The sequence below is a fragment of the Amycolatopsis lurida genome, assembly GCF_900105055.1.
In the GTDB taxonomy this organism is placed as follows: domain Bacteria; phylum Actinomycetota; class Actinomycetes; order Mycobacteriales; family Pseudonocardiaceae; genus Amycolatopsis; species Amycolatopsis lurida.
On record NZ_FNTA01000004.1, the window covers coordinates 6070696 to 6095800 of the forward strand.

Annotated in this window: 23 protein-coding genes and 3 pseudogenes; 9 read left to right on the forward strand and 17 right to left on the reverse strand. The window is 63.8% G+C overall.

Annotated elements, in window-relative coordinates:
* Nucleotides 1-630: 630 nt before the first annotated feature.
* A complete protein-coding gene (locus tag BLW75_RS43000; RefSeq protein WP_158005438.1) occupies nucleotides 631-915 on the reverse strand; it encodes a hypothetical protein in 285 nt (94 codons plus the stop codon).
* Nucleotides 916-1019: 104 nt separating this feature from the next.
* On the opposite strand from BLW75_RS43000, the pseudogene BLW75_RS34265 reads away from it, so the two are divergent.
* Both BLW75_RS34265 and BLW75_RS44005 read left to right on the forward strand, forming a co-directional pair.
* Nucleotides 1020-1812 (forward strand): annotated as a pseudogene (locus BLW75_RS34265) (hypothetical protein).
* Nucleotides 1813-2605: 793 nt separating this feature from the next.
* On the forward strand, nucleotides 2606-2737 hold the full coding sequence (locus tag BLW75_RS44005; protein WP_277815022.1) for a hypothetical protein: 132 nt from the start codon (nucleotides 2606-2608) through the stop codon (nucleotides 2735-2737).
* 330 nt (nucleotides 2738-3067) lie between these two features.
* Here the strand turns inward: BLW75_RS44005 and BLW75_RS44010 are convergent, their stop codons facing one another.
* The 13 genes from BLW75_RS44010 to BLW75_RS43695 form a co-directional block, all read right to left on the reverse strand.
* Nucleotides 3068-3190, reverse strand: coding sequence for a hypothetical protein (locus BLW75_RS44010; protein WP_277815023.1), 123 nt, complete (start codon nucleotides 3188-3190; stop codon nucleotides 3068-3070).
* 270 nt (nucleotides 3191-3460) lie between these two features.
* Complete coding sequence (locus tag BLW75_RS44085; protein ID WP_091598901.1) at nucleotides 3461-3853, reverse strand: response regulator; 393 nt, start codon at nucleotides 3851-3853, stop codon at nucleotides 3461-3463.
* Between the two features lie 13 nt (nucleotides 3854-3866).
* Nucleotides 3867-4658 (reverse strand): sensor histidine kinase, encoded by a 792-nt coding sequence (locus tag BLW75_RS34275; protein WP_241784112.1) that lies wholly within the window; start codon nucleotides 4656-4658, stop codon nucleotides 3867-3869.
* 1012 nt (nucleotides 4659-5670) lie between these two features.
* The gene (locus BLW75_RS34280) at nucleotides 5671-5895 is read right to left on the reverse strand and encodes a hypothetical protein (protein ID WP_034323338.1); all 225 of its coding nucleotides are present in this window, start codon (nucleotides 5893-5895) and stop codon (nucleotides 5671-5673) included.
* 180 nt (nucleotides 5896-6075) lie between these two features.
* Nucleotides 6076-6807, reverse strand: a complete 732-nt coding sequence (locus BLW75_RS34285; RefSeq protein WP_034323339.1) for a class I SAM-dependent DNA methyltransferase — start codon at nucleotides 6805-6807, stop codon at nucleotides 6076-6078.
* Nucleotides 6808-6840: 33 nt separating this feature from the next.
* On the reverse strand, nucleotides 6841-8085 hold the full coding sequence (locus tag BLW75_RS34290; RefSeq protein WP_034323341.1) for a cytochrome P450: 1245 nt from the start codon (nucleotides 8083-8085) through the stop codon (nucleotides 6841-6843).
* Nucleotides 8082-8480 (reverse strand): YybH family protein, encoded by a 399-nt coding sequence (locus BLW75_RS34295; protein ID WP_091598904.1) that lies wholly within the window; start codon nucleotides 8478-8480, stop codon nucleotides 8082-8084. The genes BLW75_RS34290 and BLW75_RS34295 overlap by 4 nt, the downstream gene beginning before the upstream one ends.
* Nucleotides 8467-9747, reverse strand: a complete 1281-nt coding sequence (locus BLW75_RS34300; protein WP_034323344.1) for a flavin-dependent oxidoreductase — start codon at nucleotides 9745-9747, stop codon at nucleotides 8467-8469. The genes BLW75_RS34295 and BLW75_RS34300 overlap by 14 nt, the downstream gene beginning before the upstream one ends.
* On the reverse strand, nucleotides 9744-10868 hold the full coding sequence (locus tag BLW75_RS34305) for a monodechloroaminopyrrolnitrin synthase PrnB family protein (protein WP_198935854.1): 1125 nt from the start codon (nucleotides 10866-10868) through the stop codon (nucleotides 9744-9746). The genes BLW75_RS34300 and BLW75_RS34305 overlap by 4 nt, the downstream gene beginning before the upstream one ends.
* Nucleotides 10861-12627 (reverse strand): type I polyketide synthase, encoded by a 1767-nt coding sequence (locus BLW75_RS34310; protein ID WP_241784114.1) that lies wholly within the window; start codon nucleotides 12625-12627, stop codon nucleotides 10861-10863. Before BLW75_RS34310 ends, BLW75_RS34305 begins: the two co-directional genes overlap by 8 nt.
* 1507 nt (nucleotides 12628-14134) lie before the next feature.
* Nucleotides 14135-14311, reverse strand: coding sequence for a hypothetical protein (locus BLW75_RS43005; protein WP_167373551.1), 177 nt, complete (start codon nucleotides 14309-14311; stop codon nucleotides 14135-14137).
* A gap of 1212 nt (nucleotides 14312-15523) precedes the next feature.
* Nucleotides 15524-16588, reverse strand: coding sequence for a hypothetical protein (locus BLW75_RS34315; protein WP_241784116.1), 1065 nt, complete (start codon nucleotides 16586-16588; stop codon nucleotides 15524-15526).
* A gap of 6 nt (nucleotides 16589-16594) precedes the next feature.
* Complete coding sequence (locus tag BLW75_RS43695) at nucleotides 16595-16867, reverse strand: transposase (protein ID WP_422108509.1); 273 nt, start codon at nucleotides 16865-16867, stop codon at nucleotides 16595-16597.
* Between BLW75_RS43695 and BLW75_RS34320 the strand changes: the two genes are divergently transcribed.
* Together BLW75_RS34320 and BLW75_RS43700 are read left to right on the forward strand one after the other, a co-directional pair.
* Nucleotides 16847-17839: an ATP-binding protein gene (locus BLW75_RS34320; protein WP_241784120.1), complete on the forward strand. Its 993-nt coding sequence runs from the start codon at nucleotides 16847-16849 to the stop codon at nucleotides 17837-17839. The genes BLW75_RS43695 and BLW75_RS34320 overlap by 21 nt on opposite strands.
* 15 nt (nucleotides 17840-17854) lie before the next feature.
* Nucleotides 17855-18001 carry a hypothetical protein gene (locus BLW75_RS43700; RefSeq protein ID WP_241784122.1) on the forward strand — a complete coding sequence of 49 codons (147 nt, stop codon included), beginning with the start codon at nucleotides 17855-17857 and terminating at the stop codon, nucleotides 17999-18001.
* Between the two features lie 335 nt (nucleotides 18002-18336).
* Here the strand turns inward: BLW75_RS43700 and BLW75_RS34325 are convergent, their stop codons facing one another.
* Nucleotides 18337-19008, reverse strand: coding sequence for a GntR family transcriptional regulator (locus BLW75_RS34325; RefSeq protein ID WP_158005439.1), 672 nt, complete (start codon nucleotides 19006-19008; stop codon nucleotides 18337-18339).
* A gap of 448 nt (nucleotides 19009-19456) precedes the next feature.
* On the opposite strand from BLW75_RS34325, the gene BLW75_RS34330 reads away from it, so the two are divergent.
* Complete coding sequence (locus BLW75_RS34330) at nucleotides 19457-20344, forward strand: GntR family transcriptional regulator (protein WP_241784126.1); 888 nt, start codon at nucleotides 19457-19459, stop codon at nucleotides 20342-20344.
* 413 nt (nucleotides 20345-20757) lie between these two features.
* Here BLW75_RS34330 and BLW75_RS44250 read toward each other — a convergent pair.
* Together BLW75_RS44250 and BLW75_RS34340 are read right to left on the reverse strand one after the other, a co-directional pair.
* A pseudogene (locus BLW75_RS44250) lies at nucleotides 20758-21414 on the reverse strand (transposase); the annotation flags it as partial.
* Nucleotides 21415-21746: 332 nt separating this feature from the next.
* The gene (locus tag BLW75_RS34340; protein WP_091598910.1) at nucleotides 21747-22169 is read right to left on the reverse strand and encodes a transposase; all 423 of its coding nucleotides are present in this window, start codon (nucleotides 22167-22169) and stop codon (nucleotides 21747-21749) included.
* 369 nt (nucleotides 22170-22538) lie between these two features.
* Between BLW75_RS34340 and BLW75_RS44255 the strand changes: the two are divergent.
* The 4 genes and pseudogenes from BLW75_RS44255 to BLW75_RS34350 all read left to right on the forward strand — a co-directional run.
* A pseudogene (locus tag BLW75_RS44255) lies at nucleotides 22539-23117 on the forward strand (SDR family NAD(P)-dependent oxidoreductase); the annotation flags it as partial.
* A gap of 793 nt (nucleotides 23118-23910) precedes the next feature.
* Nucleotides 23911-24273: an alpha/beta hydrolase family protein gene (locus tag BLW75_RS44260; RefSeq protein WP_395766759.1), complete on the forward strand. Its 363-nt coding sequence runs from the start codon at nucleotides 23911-23913 to the stop codon at nucleotides 24271-24273.
* Nucleotides 24274-24498: 225 nt separating this feature from the next.
* Nucleotides 24499-24657, forward strand: a complete 159-nt coding sequence (locus BLW75_RS43010; protein ID WP_158005440.1) for a hypothetical protein — start codon at nucleotides 24499-24501, stop codon at nucleotides 24655-24657.
* Nucleotides 24618-25031: a class I SAM-dependent methyltransferase gene (locus BLW75_RS34350; protein ID WP_091598916.1), complete on the forward strand. Its 414-nt coding sequence runs from the start codon at nucleotides 24618-24620 to the stop codon at nucleotides 25029-25031. Before BLW75_RS43010 ends, BLW75_RS34350 begins: the two co-directional genes overlap by 40 nt.
* Nucleotides 25032-25105: the final 74 nt, after the last annotated feature.

Below are 25105 nucleotides of genomic sequence, written 5' to 3' on the forward strand. Positions count from 1 at the left end.
TTCTGTGGGACGCCATCGAGCGGGATTACCAACCCGAGCCGAGAGAATCGGAAACTGGAAATCATTCTGCGCGACCGCTCACGTCACCAACCTGTGCAGGATGTCGATCGCGGCCTCGAGCTGCATGTACGGGAGGTCGGAGGTGTCAGAGCCGCAATAGGTCAAGTCTCTTCGATCTCTACTGCGATCGGTGTGGTCAGCTCGGTGGCGATCGGAGTGTAGAGGTCTACGTCCTGCTTGGGCGTGCTACTGCGGGTTTGTCACCCATAACGGCGAAGAATACCCCGGCCGCCATACAGCCCTTGTCGACGAGCCATTGTTCGATCGTGTCCAGCGCGTTCTCGCGCTCCATGGTGGAGGCGATACCAGGGAACGTCGGCACTCACACTGGCTCAAGGGTTTGCTGTGGTGCTACCGCTGCAATCACCGCATGGTCATCATGCGAGGCAAGGGTAACGGCGGCACCTACTTCTCGTTTGACCTGTCTACCGAAGCAGGCCTACTTGAAACCGTTCTTTTGGGTCAGGGTTCAAGTAGGGCCGCTGTGGTGGAGCTTGGGGGCCTTACTCGAACATAAAAGCCCAGGTCAAAGCCCTGGAAGAGCTCCGAGAGAAGCTTCCCAGTCCCGCATCACCCGAGCTGACGTCGATCAAGCGCGGCAGACCTCGCCGTGTCCGGCAGCTCCGCACCAAGCAAGTCGAGCAGCTGATCGCCGGCTACATGGCAGGCGCGACGGTGTACGAACTCGGTGTCCAGTTCGGCATCGAGCGGCGAACCGTCAGCAACATCCTCCGCCGGAACGACGTACAGATGCGCCGCCGCGGCCTCTCGCCTGAGCAGGTCGACGAGGCCATTCACCTTTACAACCTCGGCTGGTCCCTGGCGCGCGTCGGCCGACACCTGGGAGTCGACCACGTCACTGTGCTGAACAAACTGCGCGAACGCGGTATCCCCACCAGGGACTCCCATGGTCGTCCGCGCGTCGAAGCAGGTGATGCTCGATGACTCGTCGTGCAGCTATGTCGACTCGGTCAGGTTCGGACGGGGCCGCTGTGGTCCAGGCGGTCACCGTGATCATGGGCGTCGTCGTTGGACTCACATTCTTTCGGCTTCGGCAATGTCCTCAACCTCGCCCTCCGGCTCGGAGTCCCGGTCTGGGTCGCGCCACTTGTCGCACCCGCGGTCGATCTGTCGATTCTTGGCCTGCTGCTGGGTACCCGGCATCTGGCGCTTGCTGGCGCGTCAGCGGACATACTGCGGCCTGCTCGTCGACTCCTGATCTTCGCAAGCGTGGTCACGTTGGCGTTGAACGTGGGCGACCCCGTAGTGGCAGGTGAGTATGGAAAGGCAGCCTTCGACGCCGTCGGGCCGCTCCTCTTGATCGGTTGGGCTGAAGTGGGCCCGAGCTTCTTGCAGGCGATCGGTGAATGCAAGTCTTCCAGGGTCACGCACGGTGCGGTTGCTGAAGAGCAGCCGGAGGTGCCAGTCCGGGAGAAGCCGGAGACCGGCCCGGCGGGCAGTGAGACCAAGTTGAACGAGGCAGCCGGCCAGGGCAAGCCCCACTTGACGCGGCAAAAGCGTTCGCCGGAGAAGCTCTTGGAGTTGGCGCGGGAAGCGGACGCTGCGCATCGTGCCGCGCACCAAAAGCCGATTCCGGCAGACACGCTTCGTGTTCAGTTGAGCGTAGGTGCGACTCAGGCGCGGTGGCTGGTCAAGGCCGTGCGCTCCGAGTTTCAAGCGCGGATCGAGAGCGATCAGCGGCTGAGCAGCGTGCCGCAAGACGCAGAACGGGACGATCCTGTTGTTGCCTGATGTACCGCACCGCCGGGATCCGTGAACGCGTCGCCCCAAACAACGGGCCCCGACTTTGGCCATGGTTGGCTGGTTCTCGGGTTGGGAGGGGCTGTGAGCTGGGGCGTTGCGTCGGGTGACACGCACTAAGCAGGCTCGTTCGATCGTGTCCGGTCGTAGCGTACGTGCGGACGGTGAAGCCACGACGGCTCCGCCATCCTCCGCCGACATGACCTGCCCACCGATCAGGTTAGCCGTCGTCCTCGCCGAACCCGGACCGAATGTTTTCGTGCCCGCATGACGGGCACACGATGTAGGCGTGCGGGTTGCTCCCATTTTCATAGGGCAGGTATGACGTGCCCCCAGATAGCGATGACTGACAGATCTCGCAACTGCCAGCGCCGCCGCCGCTCCTGAGACTCTTGGCGTCGAAGAGTTCCCCATCCACCGTCTTGAATAGACTCCCGCAACTCTCGCACCAGTATGACCCCGCTGTAAGGTCCTCGCCGTCCAGCGTCGCACCGCATGAGGGGCAGGGCGGCGCAGACCCACCACCCAGCCTGCCCAGCAACTTGCCGACTAGTCCCATCGCCCCGTTCCCTGCCTGCCAATGCTGCCAGTCGGACGCATTCTCTCAGCACCGCGCCCCCACCCGCTAGCGGCGCGCTGAGGCGGTCGGCGCCGGAACACGCGAATTTTCGGCGCCAGCTGCCAACCGGCAAGCTTCCAAGTTGATTGATGACAAGCTGCTTGAGCGAGGGAGGGAGGAAGATCTACGCAACGGGGATGCGCATCTCCGACCGATTCCGCAGACATGCATCGGAAGAAGCTGCGCATCGGTGCGCTCGCTCCCTGCTGTTCGCGGCGGCGTGAGTTACGCGGAAGCGGCGTGCGGCGGATACTGCTGAAGATGGGCAAGGACGTCGTGCACGCCGAGCTGGACTGAGCCTGAGCCGTGTTCCAGCAGCTCCGCGACTGCCCGAGCGCGGAGGACCTGCGCCAGCCGTCGAACGGTACTCACTGTAATACGGATGAGCCAGCCGGCACCGGGGTCTACTCTGGACGTTGGCAGCTCCGCCTGCCCGCTTCCGAGTCCCGGCGCCCACGCCGGCGGGACGACGAGGACAAGGGTCTCTGACTCGCGGAATTCAACGGACATCGGGCTTGATGGCGCCGGTGCGTGGGGACCGACCGCCGAAATGAGAACACGATGACCGAGAACAAGGCACGCAAGGCCGCCATCCGGGTGCGCATGGCCGAAACCGGTGAACCGTATTCAGAGGCCGCCCGCCGACCGGACGACCAGACCGCCACGGCTGACACCGCCGCGAGCCCTTTCGGCACAGCTCTCCAGCAGTTCGGCATTCCGCCGGACGTACTCGTTTTGGTCCTTCGCCACTGTGCGGAGACCGACCGCTACCCGTTGCTCGGTGCCGACGCGGCGGATCGGCTCAAGATCTCCCTCGACCTCAAGGACTGGGTCGCGTGGGCCAAGGCGAGGCTGGGCCGGCCGCAGTTCCCCCAGGACGCCCGCGCCTACGAAGCTCTGCGTTCGGCCACAGTGGCCGGCGAGGTGATCGTGCCTCTGACCGCGGCGACCTACATGGAGGTGGCCCGGATCTCCTCACTGCGGCAGCGCACCGATCTGGCCAACGTGATCGCTGAGATCTCAGGCTTTGTGGCTATCGCCAGTCGGTCGGTCGTCATGGAGCACCAGCTCCTGACCGCCCTCGCAGCGCAATTCGGTGGCCGGCCGCCCGCGCCGATCCCCGTGTTCGGCCTCGGCAACCCGTTCGGCGTTGGCGAGCAGAAGGCGTTCGTGCTGCGGCGGAAGGGCGGTGGGTCGCCCGACCTGCCAACTGAGTTGGTGCGCGAGATCGAGACCGCTGGCAGGGTGATGGCGCACGTCGACCACCACCGTGTCCGGCTTGTGCTCGTCCACGGCCGCGAGGAAACTTCCAGCCGCCTCGGTCACCGCTACCACGTCGAGCCCTTCGGCCCGCAGGAGGAGCGCCAGCCCCTCACGCAGCAAGGCGTCGTCCTCGACGATCACAATCCGCATGGCACCCTCACGATCAGCGTGGTCGGTCCGCCAGCGGGCTCGCCAGCGCGAAAGTTCCGTCGTGCGCCTCGACCCGAGCACGGATACCACCGATGCCCGAGCCGGTTCCTTCGGCCGCTCCCCCACGACCGTTGTCCGTGATCCGCAAGCACAGCAGGTCTTCCTCCCTGCGCAGCTCCACCTCCGCACGGGTCGCCCGGCTGTGCTTGGCGATATTGGTCAGCGTCTCGGCCACGATAAAGTACACCGTCGCCTCGACCGACGCCGCGTACCGGCCCGGCAGGTCCGCGTCGACCCGGCATGGCACGGGGCTCGTCGCGGCGAGCGCGTCGAGCGCGTCGGTCAGGCTGCGATCGGCGAGCACTGGCGGCAGGATGCTCCGCACCACGAGCCGCAGTTCCGCGAGCGCCTCCTCAGCCGCGTCCTGGACCCGCCCGAGGAACTCGTCGGCGTCGGCGGATCCCCGCCCGACGGCCCGGCGGGCGGCACCGGCCAGGACGTTCACCGCGACCAGGCGATTCTGCGCACCGTCATGGAGGGCGCGCTCGATCCTTCGCAGTTCGGTGGAATGCGCGTCCAGCGCGGCCGCGCGTGCGGCGGACAGGTACGCGATCCGCAGCGCGAGATCGGTGTCGGGTCCGGGTTCCAGCAGATGGCGGCCCGGCGCGCCCTGCAGCCTGCCGACTCCGAGCAGGCCAACGGAAAGCGCTCGGGGGAAGTCCCGGACCACCCAGAGGTCGAGGGTGGGCGCGGCCTCGCCTTCGGGCAGGAGGTGCCACCACAGCGGGGAAGTGCAGTCGCGCACGGAATGCCACCTCGGTGGCACCAAACTTGAGGAATGGGTCAGCACAGTCGAAAATGGGCAAGTCCGTAAACTACTTTCGTTCACCAGCGGCCTGCGCAAGGACTGGCACGCCGTCACGCCGGACTCACCCCGCCATCCAGCTCGGGCGCTGTCGAAGGCAACGTCAATGCACGTCGTTTCCCGGAATCTCCGTCACCCGGGCCAGGTTCTTGGAAACGACCGCCAAGGCATCGCCTCCTCGGGTACTGGCACGGGTGCCTGGATTCGGCGAGCGCCTGTGACGGGCTCGTGATGATCGGCCAAGCATGACCCGAGGACCGAGGGGCAGGTGTCCCTCGGTCGTCCGGCGTTCACCGGAGGCATCGAGACATGGCTGCCGTGGCCATCGCCGTCGGTGGCGGCATCGACCTGAATCGAGAGATCGTGCCGGGGCCGGATCGACAGCGGAGCCCGGCCGGCCCGTCGATGCGCGCGAGCTGGACGTGTCGGTCCTGTTCCTGACTGCGCTATTGGCAGGGCCCGCCGAGGATCGCACGAGTTGAGAGAGTGACCCGCAGATGTCGTCGAGGATGGAAAAGCGAGAGATCGAGGAGAAGTGGACCGGTGAAACCCGGAAGTGGATTCGACGGGGGCCGGGCTTTGATCACGGCCTGCCGGAATGCGAAGGGGTACCGACAGTTGGCGGCCCGAGTGGCTGCGGTCCTCCCCAGGAGGCGACCGTCTCAGACACCCCCATACTGTGGGCACTCCACCAGCCTGGGTGCAGGGGGGCGCCCCTCACGTCGCCAGACACTGCTCGCCGCAACCGGCATCACTGACGAGAGCGCAGCGTCTACAGAGGGTCGTACGCAGCGGTACAAACTCGCCGAACCGGTCGCAGCCGGTGATCATGGCCTCGGCGAAGGTGACGCAATATGAGAAAGGACCAGGTGCAGGTCGATGTCCAGGGCAAGGGCAGTCCGGGACGGGTGCCGGGACATTTGCTGATTCCCAGCACCCATCTCCTGAAGGATCAGCGGTTGGTCAAGAGTTCCACGGTGCCGGTCTGCGGGTTGGCAAGGCAATAGCGACAGCCGTCCCACCAGCCGTTCCGAATTCCCTCGTTGCACTTCGCAACCGCGGCGGAGTCGTTGTGATAGGTTCCCCGGGACACCCAGGCCGCAGCAGAGCTGTCGGGAGCGATGGCAAGCAAAGTCGCGGCGGCGAGAAAAAGGCCGGCAATGGACTTCACGATCATGCCTTCAATCACATCGTATGTTTGAAACCGTGGGCGCCAAGCTCACGGACTGTACATAGTTTGGCAGAAAACAACTGCCCTCTTGCCGAAAACTTCCCTCGGTGCGCACTTGCGGGAAGATCCCTCACGTGTAGTGGTCTGTAACGAGCGCCTCTTCGTCATCGGCCAGACCAGGAGGCGTTAAGGCTTTCGAGCGCTGACACTGTGAGCGAGCGGGTTGGCGTCCCATTCCTCCCAGAAATCACCGTTGTCCTCTTCATCGGCGGGCCGCCACGGGTGGAACTCGATCTCGGCCAGGCCGGCATTCCGCAACTGGGTCTCGTAGGTCTCGTCGAGCCAGCGCCGGGATTTGATCGTCAGTGGCGGGTCGAGGTGGGCGGTGAAGGAGAATTCGTCACCTTCCGCGATGGTGGGCGGCATACTGTAGGTCATGCCGTATTTGTCACTGAGCGGCCGGGTGGGGTCATACGAGCCGCGAGGGATGTCTCCGATGAACCTCCCGCCTGACCGGAGGTTGCCCGCGATCATCCTGCACATCGAGGACAACGCGTCGAGTGTGGGCGCGTAGTTGAGCAGAAAGGCTGCCACGACCACGTCGAATTTGCCGATAACGGACATGTTCGATACGTCATGGACTTCGTATTCGATTTCGAGTCCACCGAGTGTCGTTCGCTTCGCGAATTCGATCATGACGGGTGAGGAGTCGATGCCGACCACCCTCCGGGCTCCGAGAGCTTTGACCAGTCGCGAATACAGTCCTGTGCCGCATGCCAGGTCGAGCACCTCGAGATCGCGGACGTCGCCGAGTAGGTCGAGGATCGACGGGATCTCCATCTGTGCGCGAACGGGCAATTCCGCGGACCCCGCGAAGGATTCGGCTATGGCATCGTATTGCTGATCGGAAGTGGTCATCTCGTACTCCAGATTGAACAGAAAGTTTGGGCGTCAGTCGGCGACGACTCGCAGAGTTTCCTGCCCTCGATGTTGGCTGATCTTCCGGTACCGAGGCGGCGCGCTTGCGTCAGCCAAGCGCAGGCGGGGGTAACGATCCTTGAGAAGTTCGAGAACGAGCGAAAGCTCGAGCTTGGCCAGCGCCGCGCCGATGCAGTTGTGGATTCCGTGACCGAAGCCGAGGTGCTTCTTCGCGTTGGGCCTGTCGAGTTGGAACTCTTCCGGTAATGTGAAGTGACTTTCGTCGTGGTTGGCGGAAGCGTAGAACAGGAAGATCCTGTCGCCGCGATGGAACGTGAATGATCCGACTGTCGCCTCCTCCGCGACTGTGCGAAAGAGGCCTGGTACGGAAGTGTCGAAACGTAAACCTTCCGCGATGATCTGATCGATGTCCACCTCGCCTCGCACGAAGCTTTCCCATTGAGAGAGGTCTTCGAGGAGCGCACGGACGATATTGGTTATCGCGTTGCTGGTGTTCTCCCACCCCGCGGCGATCAGGCCGATGGTCTGCGCTGCGACTTCGTCGTCGGTGAGCATATCGCCGTGCTGATCACGACGAGTCATGATGGAGATGAGATCGTCACGTGGCTCTGCCCTGCGGAGCCGAACGAGTTTGCGAAGGTAGGTGATCGCATCGGCGTAGTTCCGGCCGTGATCGATGAGTTGTTGCTCGCTCAGCCAGGCGGTTCCGGCGAAAAACGCCACCTGATCCGCCATCCATCCCCTGAGGTTGTCGTTCTCGCTGAGGGGGAAACCCGTCACGTACATGCCCACCTCGAGTGGGATCGTGTGAGCGAATTCGCCTGCGAGGTCGAAGGTGCCTCGCAAGGGGAGAAGGTCGATGTGCTTGGCGATGATCTGCCGGATGTCGGGCTCGAATCTCGCTATGGTGCTGGGTTTGAACCCCTCGTGCAGGACGCGGCGGACCAGAGTGTGTCGCGGCGGGTCGCTGATCGTGACGATCGTGTTCGAGAAGATGAAGTCCGCGGCGAGTTGGGCCTCTGCGGGCAATCCGGTCGGCCTGGGAAATGAATTGCTCGACGAGAACGTGCTCGGGTCCGAAGCGATCCGCTTGATATCGTCGTAGCGGCTGACACACCACGCCTGCAACGGTTCCGAGAAGAAGATCGGCTCGGTCTCCCTGGCATGTTCCAGATATCGATAGATCGAGGCGACATGCGCGCCGAATGGGTCGAAGGAGCGCAGGTCGACGACTTCGACCGACTGGTGAGATGTCACGATTTGGCCTCCGATACGGATTCGTGCAGGAACTGGGGATCATCGATGAGGAAACGCCAGGTCCCGTCGGCCTGTCGACGCGCGACTTCGGCGGTCGTGCCTTCGGAGGTGACCGAGCTTCCCGCGGGTGTCGCGATGACGGCGCGCCAATTGCTCGATATCAAGGCGAGGTCCCCGGCGAGGATGACCTTGCGGGTCTGGCCTTCGAGACGTCGTGTCACGGACAGGAAGCCGCCGAGGAATTCGCGCATCGCGGCGCCGCCGTGCAGAGTGTTGCCGTCAAGGTCGACCCCGACCGGGTCGGGCTCGAAGAGAGCCATGACGGCATCGAGATCGTGTGCGTTGACGGCGTCGATGAAGAGACGGTGAAGATCGCCGGGATCATTGGCGGACATGTGTGCTCCAGTTCATGGCGTTGTAGGGTGATCGACGTGCGCAAGCGTCCGGGTCGAAGCCGGCGGTCCGTGCGTAGTCGGCTGAGATTTGTGCGAGTTCGTTCGCCGAGATCACGTCATTGATGTCGCCGAAGCCGCCTGGTGCCCTTTGGTGGGCGAGCGTGATGGCTCGCTCCGGTCCCATCGCGCGATTGCTGAGCTGTATGCGCCCCATCAGGTTCCGGCGTTGACGATCGTAGGCGTCCAGAGCTTGATCGACATCATCACAGGTTGCCAGCAGATAGGCGAGTGCGCGCGCGTCGATAATCGCCTGGGTCGCCCCGTTCGATCCGGCGGGGTACATCGGATGCGCGGCGTCACCGAGCAGGGTCACTCGCTGGAACGTCCACCTGGGCAGCGGGTCCCGATCGATCATTGGATACTCGAAGACCGCGGGGGCGCTGCGGATGATGGCGGGAATGTCGAGCCAGTCGAATCGCCACCGAAGAGCGTGCTCGATGACCCTGTCGACGCTCGTTCGGCGGTTCCAATCGCCGTGCTGTGGTTCGTCGCCACAGCGGCGTGCGATCACCCAGTTGACCAGGACGGTGTGTTCGCCGTTACTCCTCTCTCGAATCGGATACAGGACAATACGCTCGACGTCGTCTCCGGCCACGATCATGGATGCGCCGGTGAGATAGGGCATGGACCAAGCAACCCCGCGCCACAGGGTCAGGCCGTTCCACAGCGGCGGGCCCTCGCGCGGGTAGAGGGAACTTCGGACGGCCGAGTTGATGCCATCGGCCCCGATCAACAAGTCGGTGTCCAGGGTCGAAGAATTCGCGGTGGAGGGATGGTTCAGGCTAGTGCGAACGCGGCCGCCGGATAGCGGTGTGACGGCGGTGACGCGGGTGTCGGTGGCGATGGTGTGAGCGCCGAGCCGGTTTCTCACCGCGTCGGCGAGCACGGCTTGCAGGTGGCCTCGGTGGATCGACAGCTGCGGCCATTCGTTGCCTGCGTCAAGGCCTCGCGGCTCTCTCCAGACGAGTTGTCCGAAGCTATTGCAGAGAATCAGTTCACGAGTGGCCACCGCTTGGGACGCCACCGCACTGAGCAGTCCCAGCTCGGCAAGTTCGCGTACGGCGTTCGGCAGGAGGTTCAGCCCGACACCGAGTGGACGCAGTTCCTGTGCCGATTCGACGACTTGCACGTCGGTGAATCCCGCGGCGTGCAGGCTCAGTGCGGCGGTCAACCCGCCGATGCCGGCGCCGGAGATGAGAATCTTCATCCCGACCTCCGCACGACCGCGGTGAGCCCCTGAGAGTGACGCACGCCGACTTCGGCCGCGATGTCTCGCGTGAGGCGAAGGATCCGCGCCAGCAACTCCACAGTGCCTCCTCCGCTTCCTTCTTGATATAGGCCGACCTCCTCCTCGTATGCTCGGCGGGCGATCGTCACATGCTTTCCGCGGAACATGATCAGTACCCGGAGTGCGCGGCACAACGCCTCGGCCGCTGCCTGAGGTTGGCCGTCATCGTTGCCGTCGCGTGCGATGGCTGCGCTAATCACCTGAGCGAGCGACGGTCCGTATTGCCAGGCGGCGTAGAGCCTGCGCCAGGGTGGAAGGCTGTAGGCGATGCTTTCGCGATGGAAACAGTCGTAGGACTCGTCTCCACGATCCGACGCCCAAAGGGCGACGTCGATCAGTGCCAAGGGCATATTCGCCGCGGCGGGGCCAAGGTAGTCCGCGCCCGCGACCGTGATGGCGTCGAAGTAGGGACGGAGTCCGCGAGCGAAGTACACCGGCGACACATGCGCCATGACATCGCTGATCGAAGTCACCATCCCGTGAAGGTGATCGGCGAGTATGTCCAAGCTTTCCGCGAAGACAGGGGCTGCGGGATCGAGCCGCACAAGCCGGGCGCAGATCGTGACGGCCGCACCGAGCCGAGGCATCGCGTTACGAACCGAATCGATCAAATGAGTTTCTTGTGGGTCCCCGGTATACATTCGCTGCCGGACTCCGCGCGGGTTCCAGCAGGTGTAGTGGTGGACGGTATCCCGCGGGACCAAGTCGGTCCGCGACGCCAGCTCGAGCAGCACAGGCTCGATCTCGGGCACGGCGAAGACAGGCTGCGCGCCGTGGCGCCTCACGCTGCCGAGCAGGATGCCGATGTCTCGCATCGCGGCCAGACACTCGAGAGGGTTGAAGGCCGCGATCTGGTCGAGAGTGGGAATGATGGTGCGCAGAGCTGAGCACACAGCAGGCAGATCCGCCCGTTCGTTCATCGCGGGCAACCGGGCGCACACGGCATCGGCGTGGAGCGGATCGAGCTCGGCCACGGCGTCGTCCGGAATTCCGCTGTTATAGTCAGGAAAGTTCAGAATGCTCATGATCGGCTCACCCATGTGTCCCTTCCGGCTCGTCCTCGAGCCGGAACCGAGCGAGCTGCCACGGGTACCCAGGGATCGGCACGCAACGAGCGAAGGGTTCACAGAGCTGTTCCCACGCAGCGGCCCCGGTGGCTTCGTACCCCTGTGAGGCTCGCTCCATCAGCCGCCGAAGCCCTGTCCCGTCATCGGGACCATCTGTCGACGAGACTCGCGGTCCTAACGGATCACGTCGACCGCGCAGGGCAGCGAGGATTTCATCGTGAGTCGCGCCGACGACCGCCAGCCGGACCTCGTGATGTGCACGGCGAGGGCCTGCGGTGAAGCAGATGTCGCGCAACGAATGCGTTCGCCCCGGTCCTTCAGGGGCCAGGTAGACCAGGTAGGAGGTTATGAGGTCGTTCAGGGCGTTTTCGGTGCGCGCGGACAGCGCGAGCAGATGTGGCCTGCCGACGTCGGGATCTCGAAGCTCGTCGCGCTGAGCTTGGGCGAGAACCAGATGGACATTGGTCGAGGAGACGCCCTGACTGTTGACCCCCGCTATCCACGGCCGCTCTTGGCTCGGCAGTTCGTACATCCGCGTCGGGACGACCAGTGGCGCATTTTCCCAATCGAACTTCGGATGTGGTGTCTCGTAATGCAGATTCGGTGGGACCTGACCATGTTCGAGGCAGAGAACCGTCTTGATCAGGCCTGCCATTCCGGCGGCCGCCTCCGCATGGCCGATATTCGTCTTGACCGAGCCGACAAGGAGTGGCCGGTCCGCAGGCCTGCCCTTGCCGAGGACTTCCGCGAAGGCCGTCAACTCGATCAGGTCGATCCGGGTCCCGGTTCCGTGGGCCTCGAGATAGTCAACGTCCGCAGGCCGGATACCGGAGGCTTGATAGGCGGAAGCCAGCGTGTGCATGTGACCATTGAGCGACGGCGCAGCGATATGGGGCCGATCGCCGCCGTCATTCCCCGCCGCGCCACCACGGATGATTGCGCGAATCGGATCGCCGTCCTCCAGGGCCTGATCTAGTGTCTTCAGGATGACAACGGCGACTCCGTCGCTACGGACCAGACCGTCCGCCCGCGCGTCGGCGAACTTGCAATGGCCGTCGGGAGCCAGCATCCGCGCCTGCGAATACATGATGTTCGCGTTGGCGGTCAAGACAAGGTTCACACCGCCGGCGACAGCCATCGCCGATTCTCCGGAACGCACGCTCTGACACGCCTGGTGGACAGCCATCAAAGACGACGAACACGCCGTGTCCACCACCACGCTGGGACCACGGAGATCGAAGGTGAACGACAAGCGTCCGGCTGTCATACTCCGCTGATGGCTGCCCGTGAACGAATACAGGGTCAGGTCGGCCGGATCCCTGCGCAATTGCAGATCCCAATAATCCGAATTCATCTGCCCGATGAAGACGCCGGTCTGGCTCCCTCGGTAATGCTCCGGCGGCTGTCCGGCATCCTCGAAGGCCTCCCAGGCCGCCATCAAGAGGAGCCGCTGCTGCGGATCCAGCCGCCTGGCCTCAATCAAGCTGATTCCGAAGAACTCGGCATCGAACTTGTCCGCATCCGCCACCAGGCCACAACGGCGGCTGGCGACCTTTCCCGGCGATGCCGGCGATCGCTCGTACAACTCGTCAGCGTCGAAACGGCTCGGGGGCACCGATCGCGTCGCGTCGACACCGCCGCACAGCAATTCCCACAGCTCATCGGTGTTCCGCGCCCCCGGGAACCGGCAGGCAAGACCGATGATGGCGATCGGTCGATCCGCCCTGGGCATACTGGCACGATCCGATGAATGCGAATTCATGTCAGGCACCATCCCTTGGGCTGATCGATCAGATTTGTCGAGCGCGAATCCGTGGCACGATGACGAGATCTGCTCGGAGTATGTGGCTCTCTCGGGTCGCGAGACAGCCGGACGCCGCATCGGCTGTCTCGATTGGACAGCATGAGTGCCCAAAGAGGAACGTGTGCACTACCCGGGTGAGAAATGGCTGGTAGCGGGCCTGTGTCGGTGATGAAGAGTTGTAAGGTCTTCCTACCGAGTTGAGCCGCTGCCCGGAAGCACACGGGGGAGCCCGTTGCCGAGGCAGATGAAGGTGGTGCAGCGGGTCCCTGCTGACGGCCTCGGCCAACGCCTTGGCGATGGAGCGGGACTGCCTGAGCAAGTCGACGGACACCGCAGCAGCGGCGTGTTCACCGACTCGGTTGACGACCGTCGCCGAGCCTCCAGAGAGCAGCGCGCCGGCGAAACCGAGTTCGTGCTGCTCCAGCGCGGCCATGTTCGCGAGTTCGGCGCCGTCGAGGGCGTTCAGAACCTGGGCGCGGTCGCCTCCTGGCCGGTCAGCGTCCACGCCTCAGGATGGATACCGCAAAGGATGTCGAATGCGGCGACAGCCGAAGGAAGATGCGGACCGAAACCAGCACGATCGGCCCCGAGGCCGGGCGCAGGGCGACCTCTTCCGCGGCCAGCCAGGCCGTCGCCGAGGGCGCGACGGTGACGGCAGTCCCGCACAGGAGAGGAGCGATACCCAGTACACTGCGCGGAGGCCGCCGGTCGGCACGACGATCAGCGGCCGCTCGCCGGTCAACCGGATGATCGGCGACAGCAGCTCCCGGTCGAGTTGCTTCGCGGCCCGCGAAGCTGATTTCCTGACGACGTCGACGAGGGGTTGCGGGAGATCGTCCGGAGCCAGCGCGTCGAGATCGGCGTGCAGTCTTCGGGTCAGTTCATCCACTTCGGACGCGATGCCGAGCTGGACGAGGTGGGCGTCGCCGACGACCACGACGGCGGACCAGGTCTCACGGAGCGGGTGAAACTGACCAGGGCGCGACTTCCCAGCTGTGCGGAAATACCCGGCAGGCCGGCTATCGGACGTCGCCGGCCCCACTGGCCCGTATACCATCCGCGGCGCGTGAGGTCCTGCTGCAATCGGGAAAGCTTGGCCGTCAGCCGGGCGGGTCGGCCGCCCTTCCCACAGCGCGTCGTGCTGTGACCACGCCACCGAGCCCATCTTGTCGACCAGATCGCGCACGATCGGGTCACAGGACTCGGTGAGTGGGCGATAACGAGACGCCTGTATCTTGGTATGCTCCAGAGCACTGACCAGTGCGTACGGATCTCGCTGCCACAGGGACAGTTCGCCCAGCTCCTCTGCCGGACGCCACGTCGATCTCGCGGTGGCGGTCCTTGGTGGAGTTGAGTTTCGTCAGTCCGCGTTGTTCTTCGGCCTGGGCACGGCCGTGGCCAGTGGCGGCCGCCAGCTCGGCACGCGCCTGAGCACCTACTGCTCGACCGGAGCGTTCTTTCCAGGGAGGTGTACTCGTCGCAGTTGCGCCGACGCGGAATCCAGTTGTCCTTTGCGGACAGCCAAGCGCACGCAGAGCAGTCTCGCGGCGGTGGCTTCGGCGGCGAGGTCGAACGCGGTCAGGTGGTTGAGTTCGCCATGGCCGCATTGCAAGCCAGTTCGCGCTCCCTGTACCGTGTATCGTCGTGGCCGTCAGAATCAAGTCCACTCAAGGCTTTCAGGAACAGTTTCTCGAATGTCCGATTCAAGGTTTTCCATCGTCGCATACGTGGTTCTGTCCGTCAGAGACGGACACGCTCAGCTTTCCTTGATCCTCGCGCGTCCGTCGACAGCGGGCCACCGAGAGAACATGTTCCAGATCCACCGTGCGGACCGATCATGGCGGCGACAAGCGAAAGTCCGAACGGCGAGGCCGACGATGGACGGGCTGCGGGTGGCCGACAAGAGCGTCGAACTCCTCTGCGACTCGTGTCCTCCAGAAACCGACAGCACGATATGCGCGTGCTCTCAGCCAGGCGGTGTGGGCCTGCCCCGTTTTGAGCGACCAGCCTTGCGGAAGTCCGCCTGGTCCCTCGGCGCGGTACTCGGTGCTCGTGTTGCCTCCGAACAGCCGCAGCTCCCGCAATTGCCCTGCGCGCTCACGGTCAAGCACGGGGTCGGCTGCTCGCCGTGACCGGTGCTTCCACGAGGTGCGACAGACGCCGCGAGCCCTAAAGCCTTAGGGATCCTAGCAGAATGAATGAGTTTTAAGCCTGCTCCAGGAGATAATGGTGGAGCCAAGGGTGAGGGCCGAAGCTGTTCATGACGGCCACCTTTCAGATCTTTCCTGGCACACCCGCAGACTATTGCATGGCGATCACGTCGGCGCATGCGATCGGCCAGCATTGCCCGTATTTCGCACGAGAAAGGTATTACAGGGCAAGTCTTGCCACATGCAGAGGGCTTCGAGTTGGCTAGTCACGGATCAGGTCTGCATAAGTCTGCTTGGACAGTGAGGGCGATGGCTCATGATGGGACTCGAAGGTAGGGTTGCACGTTCATGGCTCGGTGGACGGCTTTCTTACCTAGTCCACGTTATTAGCACACAGATAACAGCATGATTGGCATGCATGAAGGAGATCCGTGACAACGGATCGCATCCTTTCGTTCACAGCTGAACAACCATGGGTCGGCGCGGTCCGTCGAACCCCATGGGGTGCGCTCCTGGTCCGGCCTTCGGCGGACGCGATGAACTTCGGTTCTCGGAGTTGGTCACTAGTCGGCGACTATCTGCAAAACTGGGCCAACCTGTACGACTGGGCGTTCACGTCCGCCGATCTCGACGATCGCGTCGGCGCGGATATCATCGGACTCACCGGCGGCGGCTCACTGTCTGAGGACGAAATTCGCGACTGGATCGAGCAGACAGGGGCCCTGGTACTGGAATCCTGGCCGCAGCGCCTGCTCGATCTCGGCTGCGGGACCGGGCTTCTGCTGAGGCATCTCCAAGGACACATCGGATGCTACGTCGGTGCCGACCTTTCCAGGTACGCCGTCAGCGATGAGCCGGTCCGGGCCTGCGGCCTCAATGTTGCCGGTCGAGTCGTAGCCCGCGTCGCCGATCATCACACCGACGGTGAGGTCGTCGCGGCCGGTACGGGCGGCGAGGCGGTCGGTGGTGGCGAGGATGTCATCTTTCGTGGGCACGAATTGCGCGAGGTCGTTGGCGTCCTGGGTGGCGCGGGCGCAGAGAAGGAATTCGTCGTCGCTGACCGCTGTCTGGCAGTTGTAACCCTGGACCCAGCCGTTCCGGGTCTTGCGCAGCCGTGATTGCGGGTCGGTCAGATTCGCCACGAACTTCTCCGCCTGCGCCTGGGATTTCGCGGTGGCAGCGACCTGTCCGGCGCGGACGAGCGCGGCCTCATAAGCGGCCCGGGCCCGCCGGACCTTGCTGTGATCTTCCGGCGGCACCGCCGCTTTCCCCGACGGGCGGCGCCCACCACCGGATCGCATCTGCTCGTACCACCGACCCCAACGGGCCTGCGCCGTGGCTCGCTCCCGGTCCAGGCGTGCCCTGGCCACCGCGACCCGGTCCGCGCCCCGGGGTGGAGCTCCGCTCCGGGTGACACCGGCGGAGACCGCGGCGTCATAGGCCCGGGCGATCTCCGCCTGCCCCTCGCCGGCCTGCGCGGCCGCGTCACGGCGCGCCTGTATCTGGGCCAGCGCGTCGGTGATCCGTCCGCCTCGGTTGGTGCGATCCGTTCCCGGCGGTGGTTCGTCCCCGCGCCGGTCGGCTCCGAAACGGGCGTCGTCGGCCGTGTCGGTCTCCGCGATCGTGGCGACGAACTGCTCGGCCAGTTTCCGCAGGTGAGCCTCGGTGTGGTTGGCGTCCTTGCCGGCGTTGGCGGCGATCTTGGTGCCGTCGAGCGCGACCACTCCCAGCAACACCATGCCCAGCTACGCGGCCAGCACCAGCGACTCGGTCAGCAGATCCGTCAGCGCAGCCTCGTGACGCTGACGGAACCGGGCCAGCACCGTGTGATCCGGGATGTCCTGCGCGCAGATGATCCGGAACGCCACATCGGTCAGGCACAGCCGTTCGATCCGCCGCGACGAGGACACCCCATGCGCCATCGCATACACGAACAACGTCAACAGCATGTCCGGGTAATACCCGCGCCGCCCGACCCCGCCACGCTTGGCCTTGACGTGAAACGCCGACGTGTCCAGCCGCCCGACCGCCGATCACGAACCACACCAGATAATCATCCGGCAGCCAGTCCGTCATCGACGGCGGCAGCAGAAACTCCTGCTCACGATCCACCGACCGATAATCCCTTGTCACACAAAAATCATCCCCAAGCAACACCCAACAACAAGATCATCAAGCGAGGTCGAGGCAGTTCAAAAAGCAACAGGCTCTTAAACGCCGAAAAGTCCCCTACACAAGGCCCTCTAGCACCAACCGACGTTCCACCGGTCGATCTGGTAGGCGGTCGTGCCGCCCCAGAGCGTTCCCCAGATCTGGAAGCCACCGAAGTCCCATACGTCATACAGGCCCTGCCCATCGACGCGCTCATCGACCAGGCCTGCCGCGGCCTGTCGCTGCCGACCATCCGCGACCGGTTCGACGAGATCGCCGACTCGTCGCTGCGGCAGCAGACCTCCTACAAGACGTTCCTGCTCGAACCGCTGGAAGCCGAGCTGGAGCACCGCGACGAACGCCGCCGCACCAGGCTGGTCCGCGAGGCGACGTTCCGGCGGCCGAAACGCATCGAAGACTTCAACTTCGCGGTCAACCCGAACATCCCGCACGAAGTGGTCAACACCCTCACCGAACCCTCCTGGGTCGCCGCCGGGCACCCGCTCTGCCTGGTCGGCGACTCCGGCACCGGCAAAACCCACCTGCTGATCGGGATCGGCACCGCGATCGCCGAAGCCGGGCTGAAAGTCCGCTACCCGACCACGGCGAACCTGGTCAACGAGCTCTCCGAAGCCGCCGGCGAGAAACAGCTGACCAGGGTCTATGCCCGCTACGACAAGGTCGACCTGCTCTGTTTGGACGAGTTCGGATACATGGAACTGGACAAGGTCGGCGCGAAACTGCTCTTCCAGCTGTTTACCGACCGCGAGGAACGCCGCGCGATCGCCATCGCGACCAACGCACCCTTCTCTGAATGGCCGAAAACCTTCACCGACTAGCGTCTCTGCCGCGCCGTGATCGACCGCATGACCTTCAACGGCACCATCATCGAGACCGGCAGCGAGTCCTACCGCGCCCAGAGCACCCAAGCCCGGCTGCAGGAACAGCAACTCGCCGCCGGCGAGAACGACGGCCTGATCGGCGCCCTCAACCGCCCCTGAAACGAATGGGGTCGGCTGCCCACGGCGGCTGTCTTGTCGGAGACAGGTCCGTGAGCACCCGGCCCCGCACAACCTAAACCGCGCCCGACCGACACACCCAGGTCGACGCCCGAAAACCCTGAACTTCACCCAACCGGGGGTGGGGCCAAAACACCCCGGATAACCGCCCGAGCGCGCACCCGCAACTCACCCCGCACACCCCGCCCTGGGGCCAAAAACCGGCGGACAAGTGGGGCCAAAACTAGGCGGCAAAGACAGACCGTCGTGTTAACGAGATACGCACCGTGAACACGCTGTGGTGTTCGGACCACATACGAGGTCGAGAGGTGCGATGGTCAGTGGCTTTCGGTGATCAGTCTGAAGCGATCGGCTCGGTATCGAGTCCGGATGTGAGCAGTTTTATTAACCGGTTCCAACATGTGAATGCGATCGACGATGAGTACTGGCTGGCCCACCGCGATTTTTAAGTACCGTGAATATCCTCCCGTGGCCAGTTCGCACGAGATGGTTGAACTACTGCATTCGGGGTCGCTGTCAAGGACATCGAAAAGAGCAATACTGTTCAGTTGCTGGCTTGCCGACTGGGCGATCATTAGGCTCTCTATAGCCATCGGATCGCCATCATGAGTGAACAGTCGTCGAAACTCTGTGATCCGCTCGCTGGCTTTAATCTGCATTAACCGGGCGGAGTCGTGGCTGGCGCGAATATTCCTGGTTGGCAATGTCAAGAACTCGAAGGGGTGACTTTTGTTTTCGGAGAAGAATCGATTCTTTCGGTCTCTCGCGTACACGGTTATCTTCGGTTCGGCGACGAACAGTCCTGCACCAAGTCTGCGCGTCAGGCGGCCGGCGGAAATCAGGTGCTGAATGTGGATTCGGACCGTGTTACGGGCAACGCCCAGTTGCTCCGCAAGGATTCGCTCGGAAGGGAACCGGGTACCCGGAGTTTGGCCTGACAACAGGCCGTCCAGATAACTTTCGACCTCGTCGCTGACGCTAACGGTCACAGTCGAACCTTCCTGTTCGTGAAGCATTATGAGCCGACGCGGCTGTGGCCCTGGATCGATGGGGATCAAGGCTGGCGTCTTCGGGGCTGGCCCATGCGGCATCGGTGGCGCTGGTGTCCTGAGCTCCTGGATCGTCGACCGTATTTTGGGCCTGGCTTACCCGCTAGGCGAGGGGGTGCAACAACGGCCGGCACCTATATGGCGTCACTGGAGATTGATGTTGTCTGTTGCGGCGAGGGCAGTACTTACGCGAAGGACTCAGTTTAAACCGCTTTTCTCATCAGGCGTCACTTGGGTGAGCGAACGTCACTCGATAGGATGGCAATCCTGCCCTAACTACTTCTGGTGTTGCCCTTTTGTGCCCCGGCTCCCTGCTTTTGATTTGCCTACGGGCGAGTAGGTCGCATTATTGGGTGAACGTTTTGCAGTATGGCTGATTGGGGTCTATGTGGCGCAGGGAAAGTACTGGGCGGGCTTGTCCCTGCCTAAGTCGATCGTCGCTGATATTCGCCTGCGCATTGAGACTGGCGAGTTGCGTCCGGGAGATCGGATTCCATCAACTCGGGAGATTTCGAGGCAGTGGGGCGTTGCTCATGCCACAGCGGCAAAAGTGTTGACGATGCTCCGGGAAGAGGGACTGGTCGAAGCGATTCCGAGCTCGCGAACCGTAGTCGCCGCAGAAGCAAGTGGTCATCCCGTGCAAGGGAACGCACGAGACCGAATCGTGAAGGCGGCCATTGAGATCGCAGATGCGGATGGATTGACCGGTATGTCCATGCGGGCCGTCGCCGCCCGGCTGGATGGTGCGACCATGTCTATCTATCACCATGTGCGGAGCAGGGAGGTACTTATTCGCTTGATGGCAGACGCTGCATTCGGTGAGGCTCTGCCGATTGAGCAATCGCACGGTTGGCGCGGCAAGCTCGAATCTGTGGCCACAACACTGTGGACAGTGTACAAGGGGCATCCGTGGCTAGCTCGGCTCGGACTGAGCAGTCCGAGCCAGGCTGCGTTGCCGAACCTGGTCGTATACGTGGAGTGCGCGCACCGTATCCTCGTTGACCAGGGTCTCGATTCCATGGCTGCGCTCCGCCAGTGTGTCTTGTTGCACAGCTTCGTGCATGGAGTAGCCGCGAACCTTTTGGGTGAGGTTTCCGCAGCGGGCGGCGGCGTGCGGTGTTCCGACGCGCCGGTGCCCGAGAGCGCCACTTGCGGTGACCTAGGCGAGCGAGGCTTGCGAAACCATGGTTTCCGAATCGATCTCGAAGAACTTTTTAAGCTGGGCCTCCGGCAGCTTCTTGATGGCGTCGAGAGATCAATCGGCAACCCATCTTGACGGTTGACAATCTGGATTGGTAGCGGGTCAAACGGGGAGGCTGTTCGCGGTTGCAACGGCTTGCGATGACCTCGAACTCTGTCGATGTTCGGTACGACTTCTGATCCGGCGGCCAGTCCTGCTCCTGGGCTGATGTGGGCACTGGCATGTTTTCCGTGTAAGCTATGGCTGATTTGTTCTCTGATTCTAGTGGAGTGGTGGTCGGTTGGGGAAGAGTGCGGCGAGGGTGTTGAGTTCTTGTTTCCATCCTCGGGTTCCGGTTCCTGATGGTCCGCCTCGGTTGCTGGTGATGTTGCGGAGTCCGAGGTAAAGTAGTTTTGTCGCGGCGGTGTCGCTGTCGAAATGGCCGCGTTTCTTGGTGATTTCCGGAGTTGGAAGTTGATGTTCTCGATCAGGTTTTTGGTGTAGACGATTCTGCGAAGTTCGGGTGGATAGTCGAGGAGTGGGGTGAAGTCGTTCCAGGCGTGTCGCCATACTTGGATCGCGGCCGGGTATTGCGCGCCGAAGTCTTTGTCGAAATGTGTGAGTGTGATCTCGGCCGCCTCGAGTGTCGGCACGGTATAGATTTCCCGCATGGCTGCGGCGACCTTCTGGTCACCGTAGGAAATGAACCGATTGTGCAGGCCGGCGATGACTTTGGTACAGAACTTGGCCGCTTCGGTGTCGGCGATCCAGAGGCCGAGGGCGTGTTTGCGGCCTTCCATGTCCACGTCGATGGCCAGGTAGGCGACCTTGGAGGTGGCCACGCCCTTGTCCTTGATTCGCAGCCGCAGGCCGTCGACATAGAGGATCGGGTACATTTCGTCCAGGGGCTGGGATTGCCGCAACGCGATTTCGTCGGTCACCACTTCGGTGACGTTGGAGATCAATTCCCGTGACACGTTCACGCCATATACTTCACGTAAATGGGATTCGATGTCCCGGGTGGTCATGCCAGGCGAATACAGTGAGAGGATCGCCTTGTCGATGTTGCCGAGCCTGCGTGCGCGTTTCGGCACGATCGCCGGTTCGAACGAGCCATTCCGGTCACGCGGCACCGCCACCTCGACCGGGCCATTCGAGGTGGACACGGTTTGGGGACCTATCGTTCCGGGAGTTCCCGGAACCGTTCCCGGCAGGGTCTCCTTTCTCGTATCCGAGATGATGGGTCATCTTGGCGTCCAGTGCTCGCTCGAGTGCCGCCTTGGTCATCTCGTTCAGCAATTCTTGCGCACCCAGTGCCCCGCCATTCGCGTACGCGTCTTCATCAACGCATCAAGCGTTTCCGGCGGCAACACACGAGCGAGTGCCTCGCCGGCCGCGGGACCCGCAGCCCGATCAGGCGATGTGTTCTCGGTCATGGATAGAGCCTTTCTGGGTCGCGTTCGACGACCCGATCCTGGTCCATTCACGGCTTACACGGTTATCCTGACACGGCCGCCGCCGGCGAGATCGGTCTCGAGCGCCACTCGTAGAAGCCGGAATGACTCACCTCCAGCAGCCGGCAGGCCATCTTGACCGGTAGCCCCCGGTCCGCGAGCCGGGCGACTACCGGGAACGCCCCTTTGGGGTCGCCCTTCAGCTCCTCGTAGACCTTCGAAGCCTCGCGCAGGACCTCCAGCTCGGTCTCCAGCTGGCGGATCCGTCGCTTCGCCGCCACGACATCGGCGTGCTCGGTGCTGCTCAGCCCTGGACGTTCACCGTGGTCGATGCGGTCCTGCTTGACCCAGTCGTGCAGGCATGACTCGCTGATCTCGAGCTCACGTGCGGTCTCTCTGACCGGCTTACCAGCCCGGACCAGGGCGACCGCCCGAGCCCGGAATTCAGCGGGATAAGCCTTCGGCATGATCGACAGCCTTCCAGACGACAAGCCATCTACTCCACAAACCCGAGTCCGTCATCTGGGGGCAACGCCAGTCGTCCTCGACTCGTTGCCGACGGACATGGTCCACCCCAGTCTGAGGTTGCTGCGCACTTTCGGGCGGTTCATCGAGCGGGCAAGCTCGCCGCCGGTGCCGACTCCGCCGTGCGGCTGGCCTCCACCAGGAAGGCGATGGCCTTCCATACCTTCGACTACGACCAGATGATGTCGTTGAACACTGCACAGGTTCGGGAATGTCTGCACGAGACGGTGGAACTCTTCGAGAAGGGAGTCATCGACCCGCTGCCGGTCACCGAGGTGCCAGCCGAGAAGGTCGACAAAGGGTTCATGACCATGGGCGGACCTGATCATTTCGGCAAGGTCGCCGTCCACATCGCCGGTGAACCGATCACCGTGCCCGCATCGTCGCTACCGGAGACGCCGATCCGGCGTGATGCGACCTACCTCGTCACTGGCGGCCTCGGCGGGCTGGGGCGGACGGTGGCCCGGTTGCTGGCGGACCGGGGTACCCGTCACCTCGCGCTCGTCAGCCGGAACGGTGTGCGGACGCAGGAGGCGGAGCGCACGGTCGTTGAATTGACCAGCCGAGGTGTGGAGGTCCGGGTCGAGAAGGCCGATGTGGCCGACCGGGATCAGGTCGCCGCACTGCTGTCTCGCGTTCGCGGGCGGCAGCCGGCGATCGCGGGCATCATCCATGCCGCGGCCGATTTCGACGACGTCGTGCTCGCGGACGCCGACGCGACGCGCCTGGTCAAAGCGACCAGGCCGAAGGCGGACGGTGCCTGGAGCCTCCATCTGGAGACCGAGCCGGACTCCCTCGACTTCTTCGTGCTCTTCTCCTCGGTGGGCGCGCAACTCGGTTCAGCCGCGCTTGGCGCTTACTCGACCGCCAACGAGTTCCTCGACGGCCTCGCCCGCTGCCGGGCCGCTCGTGGGCTGCCCGCAACCAGCATCGGCTGGGGATTGATCGAGGAAGTGGGCGTGGCGGTCAGCGGCAAGGGCGAAATCGGCACGTTCCTCCGACGCAACAGGCATGTCGGCTTGTCGCCCGCGCGGTTCGCGGCCGAACTGGACACCTTGCTGCGGACCAGGCCGGTGGAAACCAACGTGGCCGACATGGACTGGCCACGCTGGGGGAGGTCCAATCCCCAGCTCGCCTCGTTGCCTCAAGTCCGTTCGATCGTGCCTTCCGGCGCGTCGGATGGAGGCGGAGCCGGTTCGGGTGGGCCGCGGCTGCATACCATGAGCCCCGAAGAACGGGCCGCTCTGCTGCCTACGCTCGTGGCCCCCCTCTTGCAGCAGTCGACCGGGCTGACCGAAGGACAGCTGGACGACGACCAACCGGTCGATGTCGACTCGCTGACCGCAGTCGGACTGAGGGTCCTGGTGCAGAAGGAACTCAGGGTATCGATCCCGGCGGTCAAGCTGCAACGGGACCTGACCATGAGCGGGCTGATCGGTCTGCTCATCGACGAAGCTCGACCGGCCCGCCGCAGAGACATTCGAGCCGGCCGAAGAGCTCACCGTCCACGAATTCGCGTCGAGTGGTGGGCTGACCGTCTACGGCCACCTCAGCCTGCCTCCCGGTCCGGGGCCGCATCCAGCCGTCGTGGTGTGCACCGCAGGAAAAGGCGGAGCCTTGAACCGCGAGGGCGATTACGTCCAGACAGGCGAACATCGACCGCTGCAAGCGGCAGGGTTCGCGGTGTTCACCGTCGACCATCGAGGCACGCCGGGGCACGGCGTCGACTTCGACGTTCTGGCGGAAATGGACGGCCTGGAGATCGACGACATCGTCGCGGCGGCGACCTACCTGGCTGGGCTACCCGAAATCGACGACGCACGGATAAGTGTGTTGGGCACCAGCAGGGGCGGGTACACCGCCCTGTCGGCGCTCGTGCGAGAGCCATCATGTTGGCACTGCGCCGTCCTGATCACGGGCTTGTACGATCCGACGCTGCTGGTGGCGGCAGAGCGGACCGCGCCGGGTCCTTCCTGCCCGCCGATCCCGAATTCGAGCCGGAGGACCTCGCGACCTGGTTTTTCGCCCCGGAACGGCGACCGATGAATTCGCTCGGAAAGGCCACCACCCCCATGCTCGCTTTGCACGGCGATGCCGACGAGATCATTCCCGTCGAGCAGCCCGCGATCTCGTCGCCAAGGCGCAGGCGTCCGACGTCTCCGCGCGCTTGATCACCGTGCCGGGGCTCACGCAGGGCAACGGGTACGACGGTGATGATTAGGACGAGCTTTGGCCCGAAGTGGCCGAGTTCCTTGGGAAGGACCGGTGACCATGTCTGACGAATATGTGATGCCGCGCACCATGGCCGAGGCCGAACGGCTCCAGTTGCAGGCGAAGATCATGGACCCGTACAGCGCTCACCTGTCCGATTGGCCGGGTTGGGTTCGGGAATGCGGGTACTCGACGCCGGTTGTGGCATCGGCGACGTGAGCATGATGCTCGCCGAACGAGTCGGCCCCGCCGGCTCGGTGATCGGCGTGGACGTCAATCCGGCCGTCCTCGAAGTGGCCAGGGCCCGCGCGCACGAAGCCGGACTGACCAACCTGGTATTCTTTCAGGCGGACCTGAGCGAGCTGCGGCTGGAGGATCCGGTCGACGCGCTGGTCGGCCGCCTGATTCTGATGCGCCTGCCGGAGCCGGTCACGACCGTGCGGGAGCTGAGCCGCCAAGTCCGGCCAGGGGGGATCGTGTCCTTCCAGGACTACAACCTGTCCCGTTGCCGATCGGAGCCGCCGACTCCGCTGCTCACCAGGAGCACGCGATGGGTCATCGATGCCATGCGAGCAGGGGGCGCCAACCCCTGATTTGGGCGAGCAGCTCGCGCGCACCCTATTCGAAGCCGACCTCGACGTGCGAGGCGTCACCGCCGTCGAGCCGG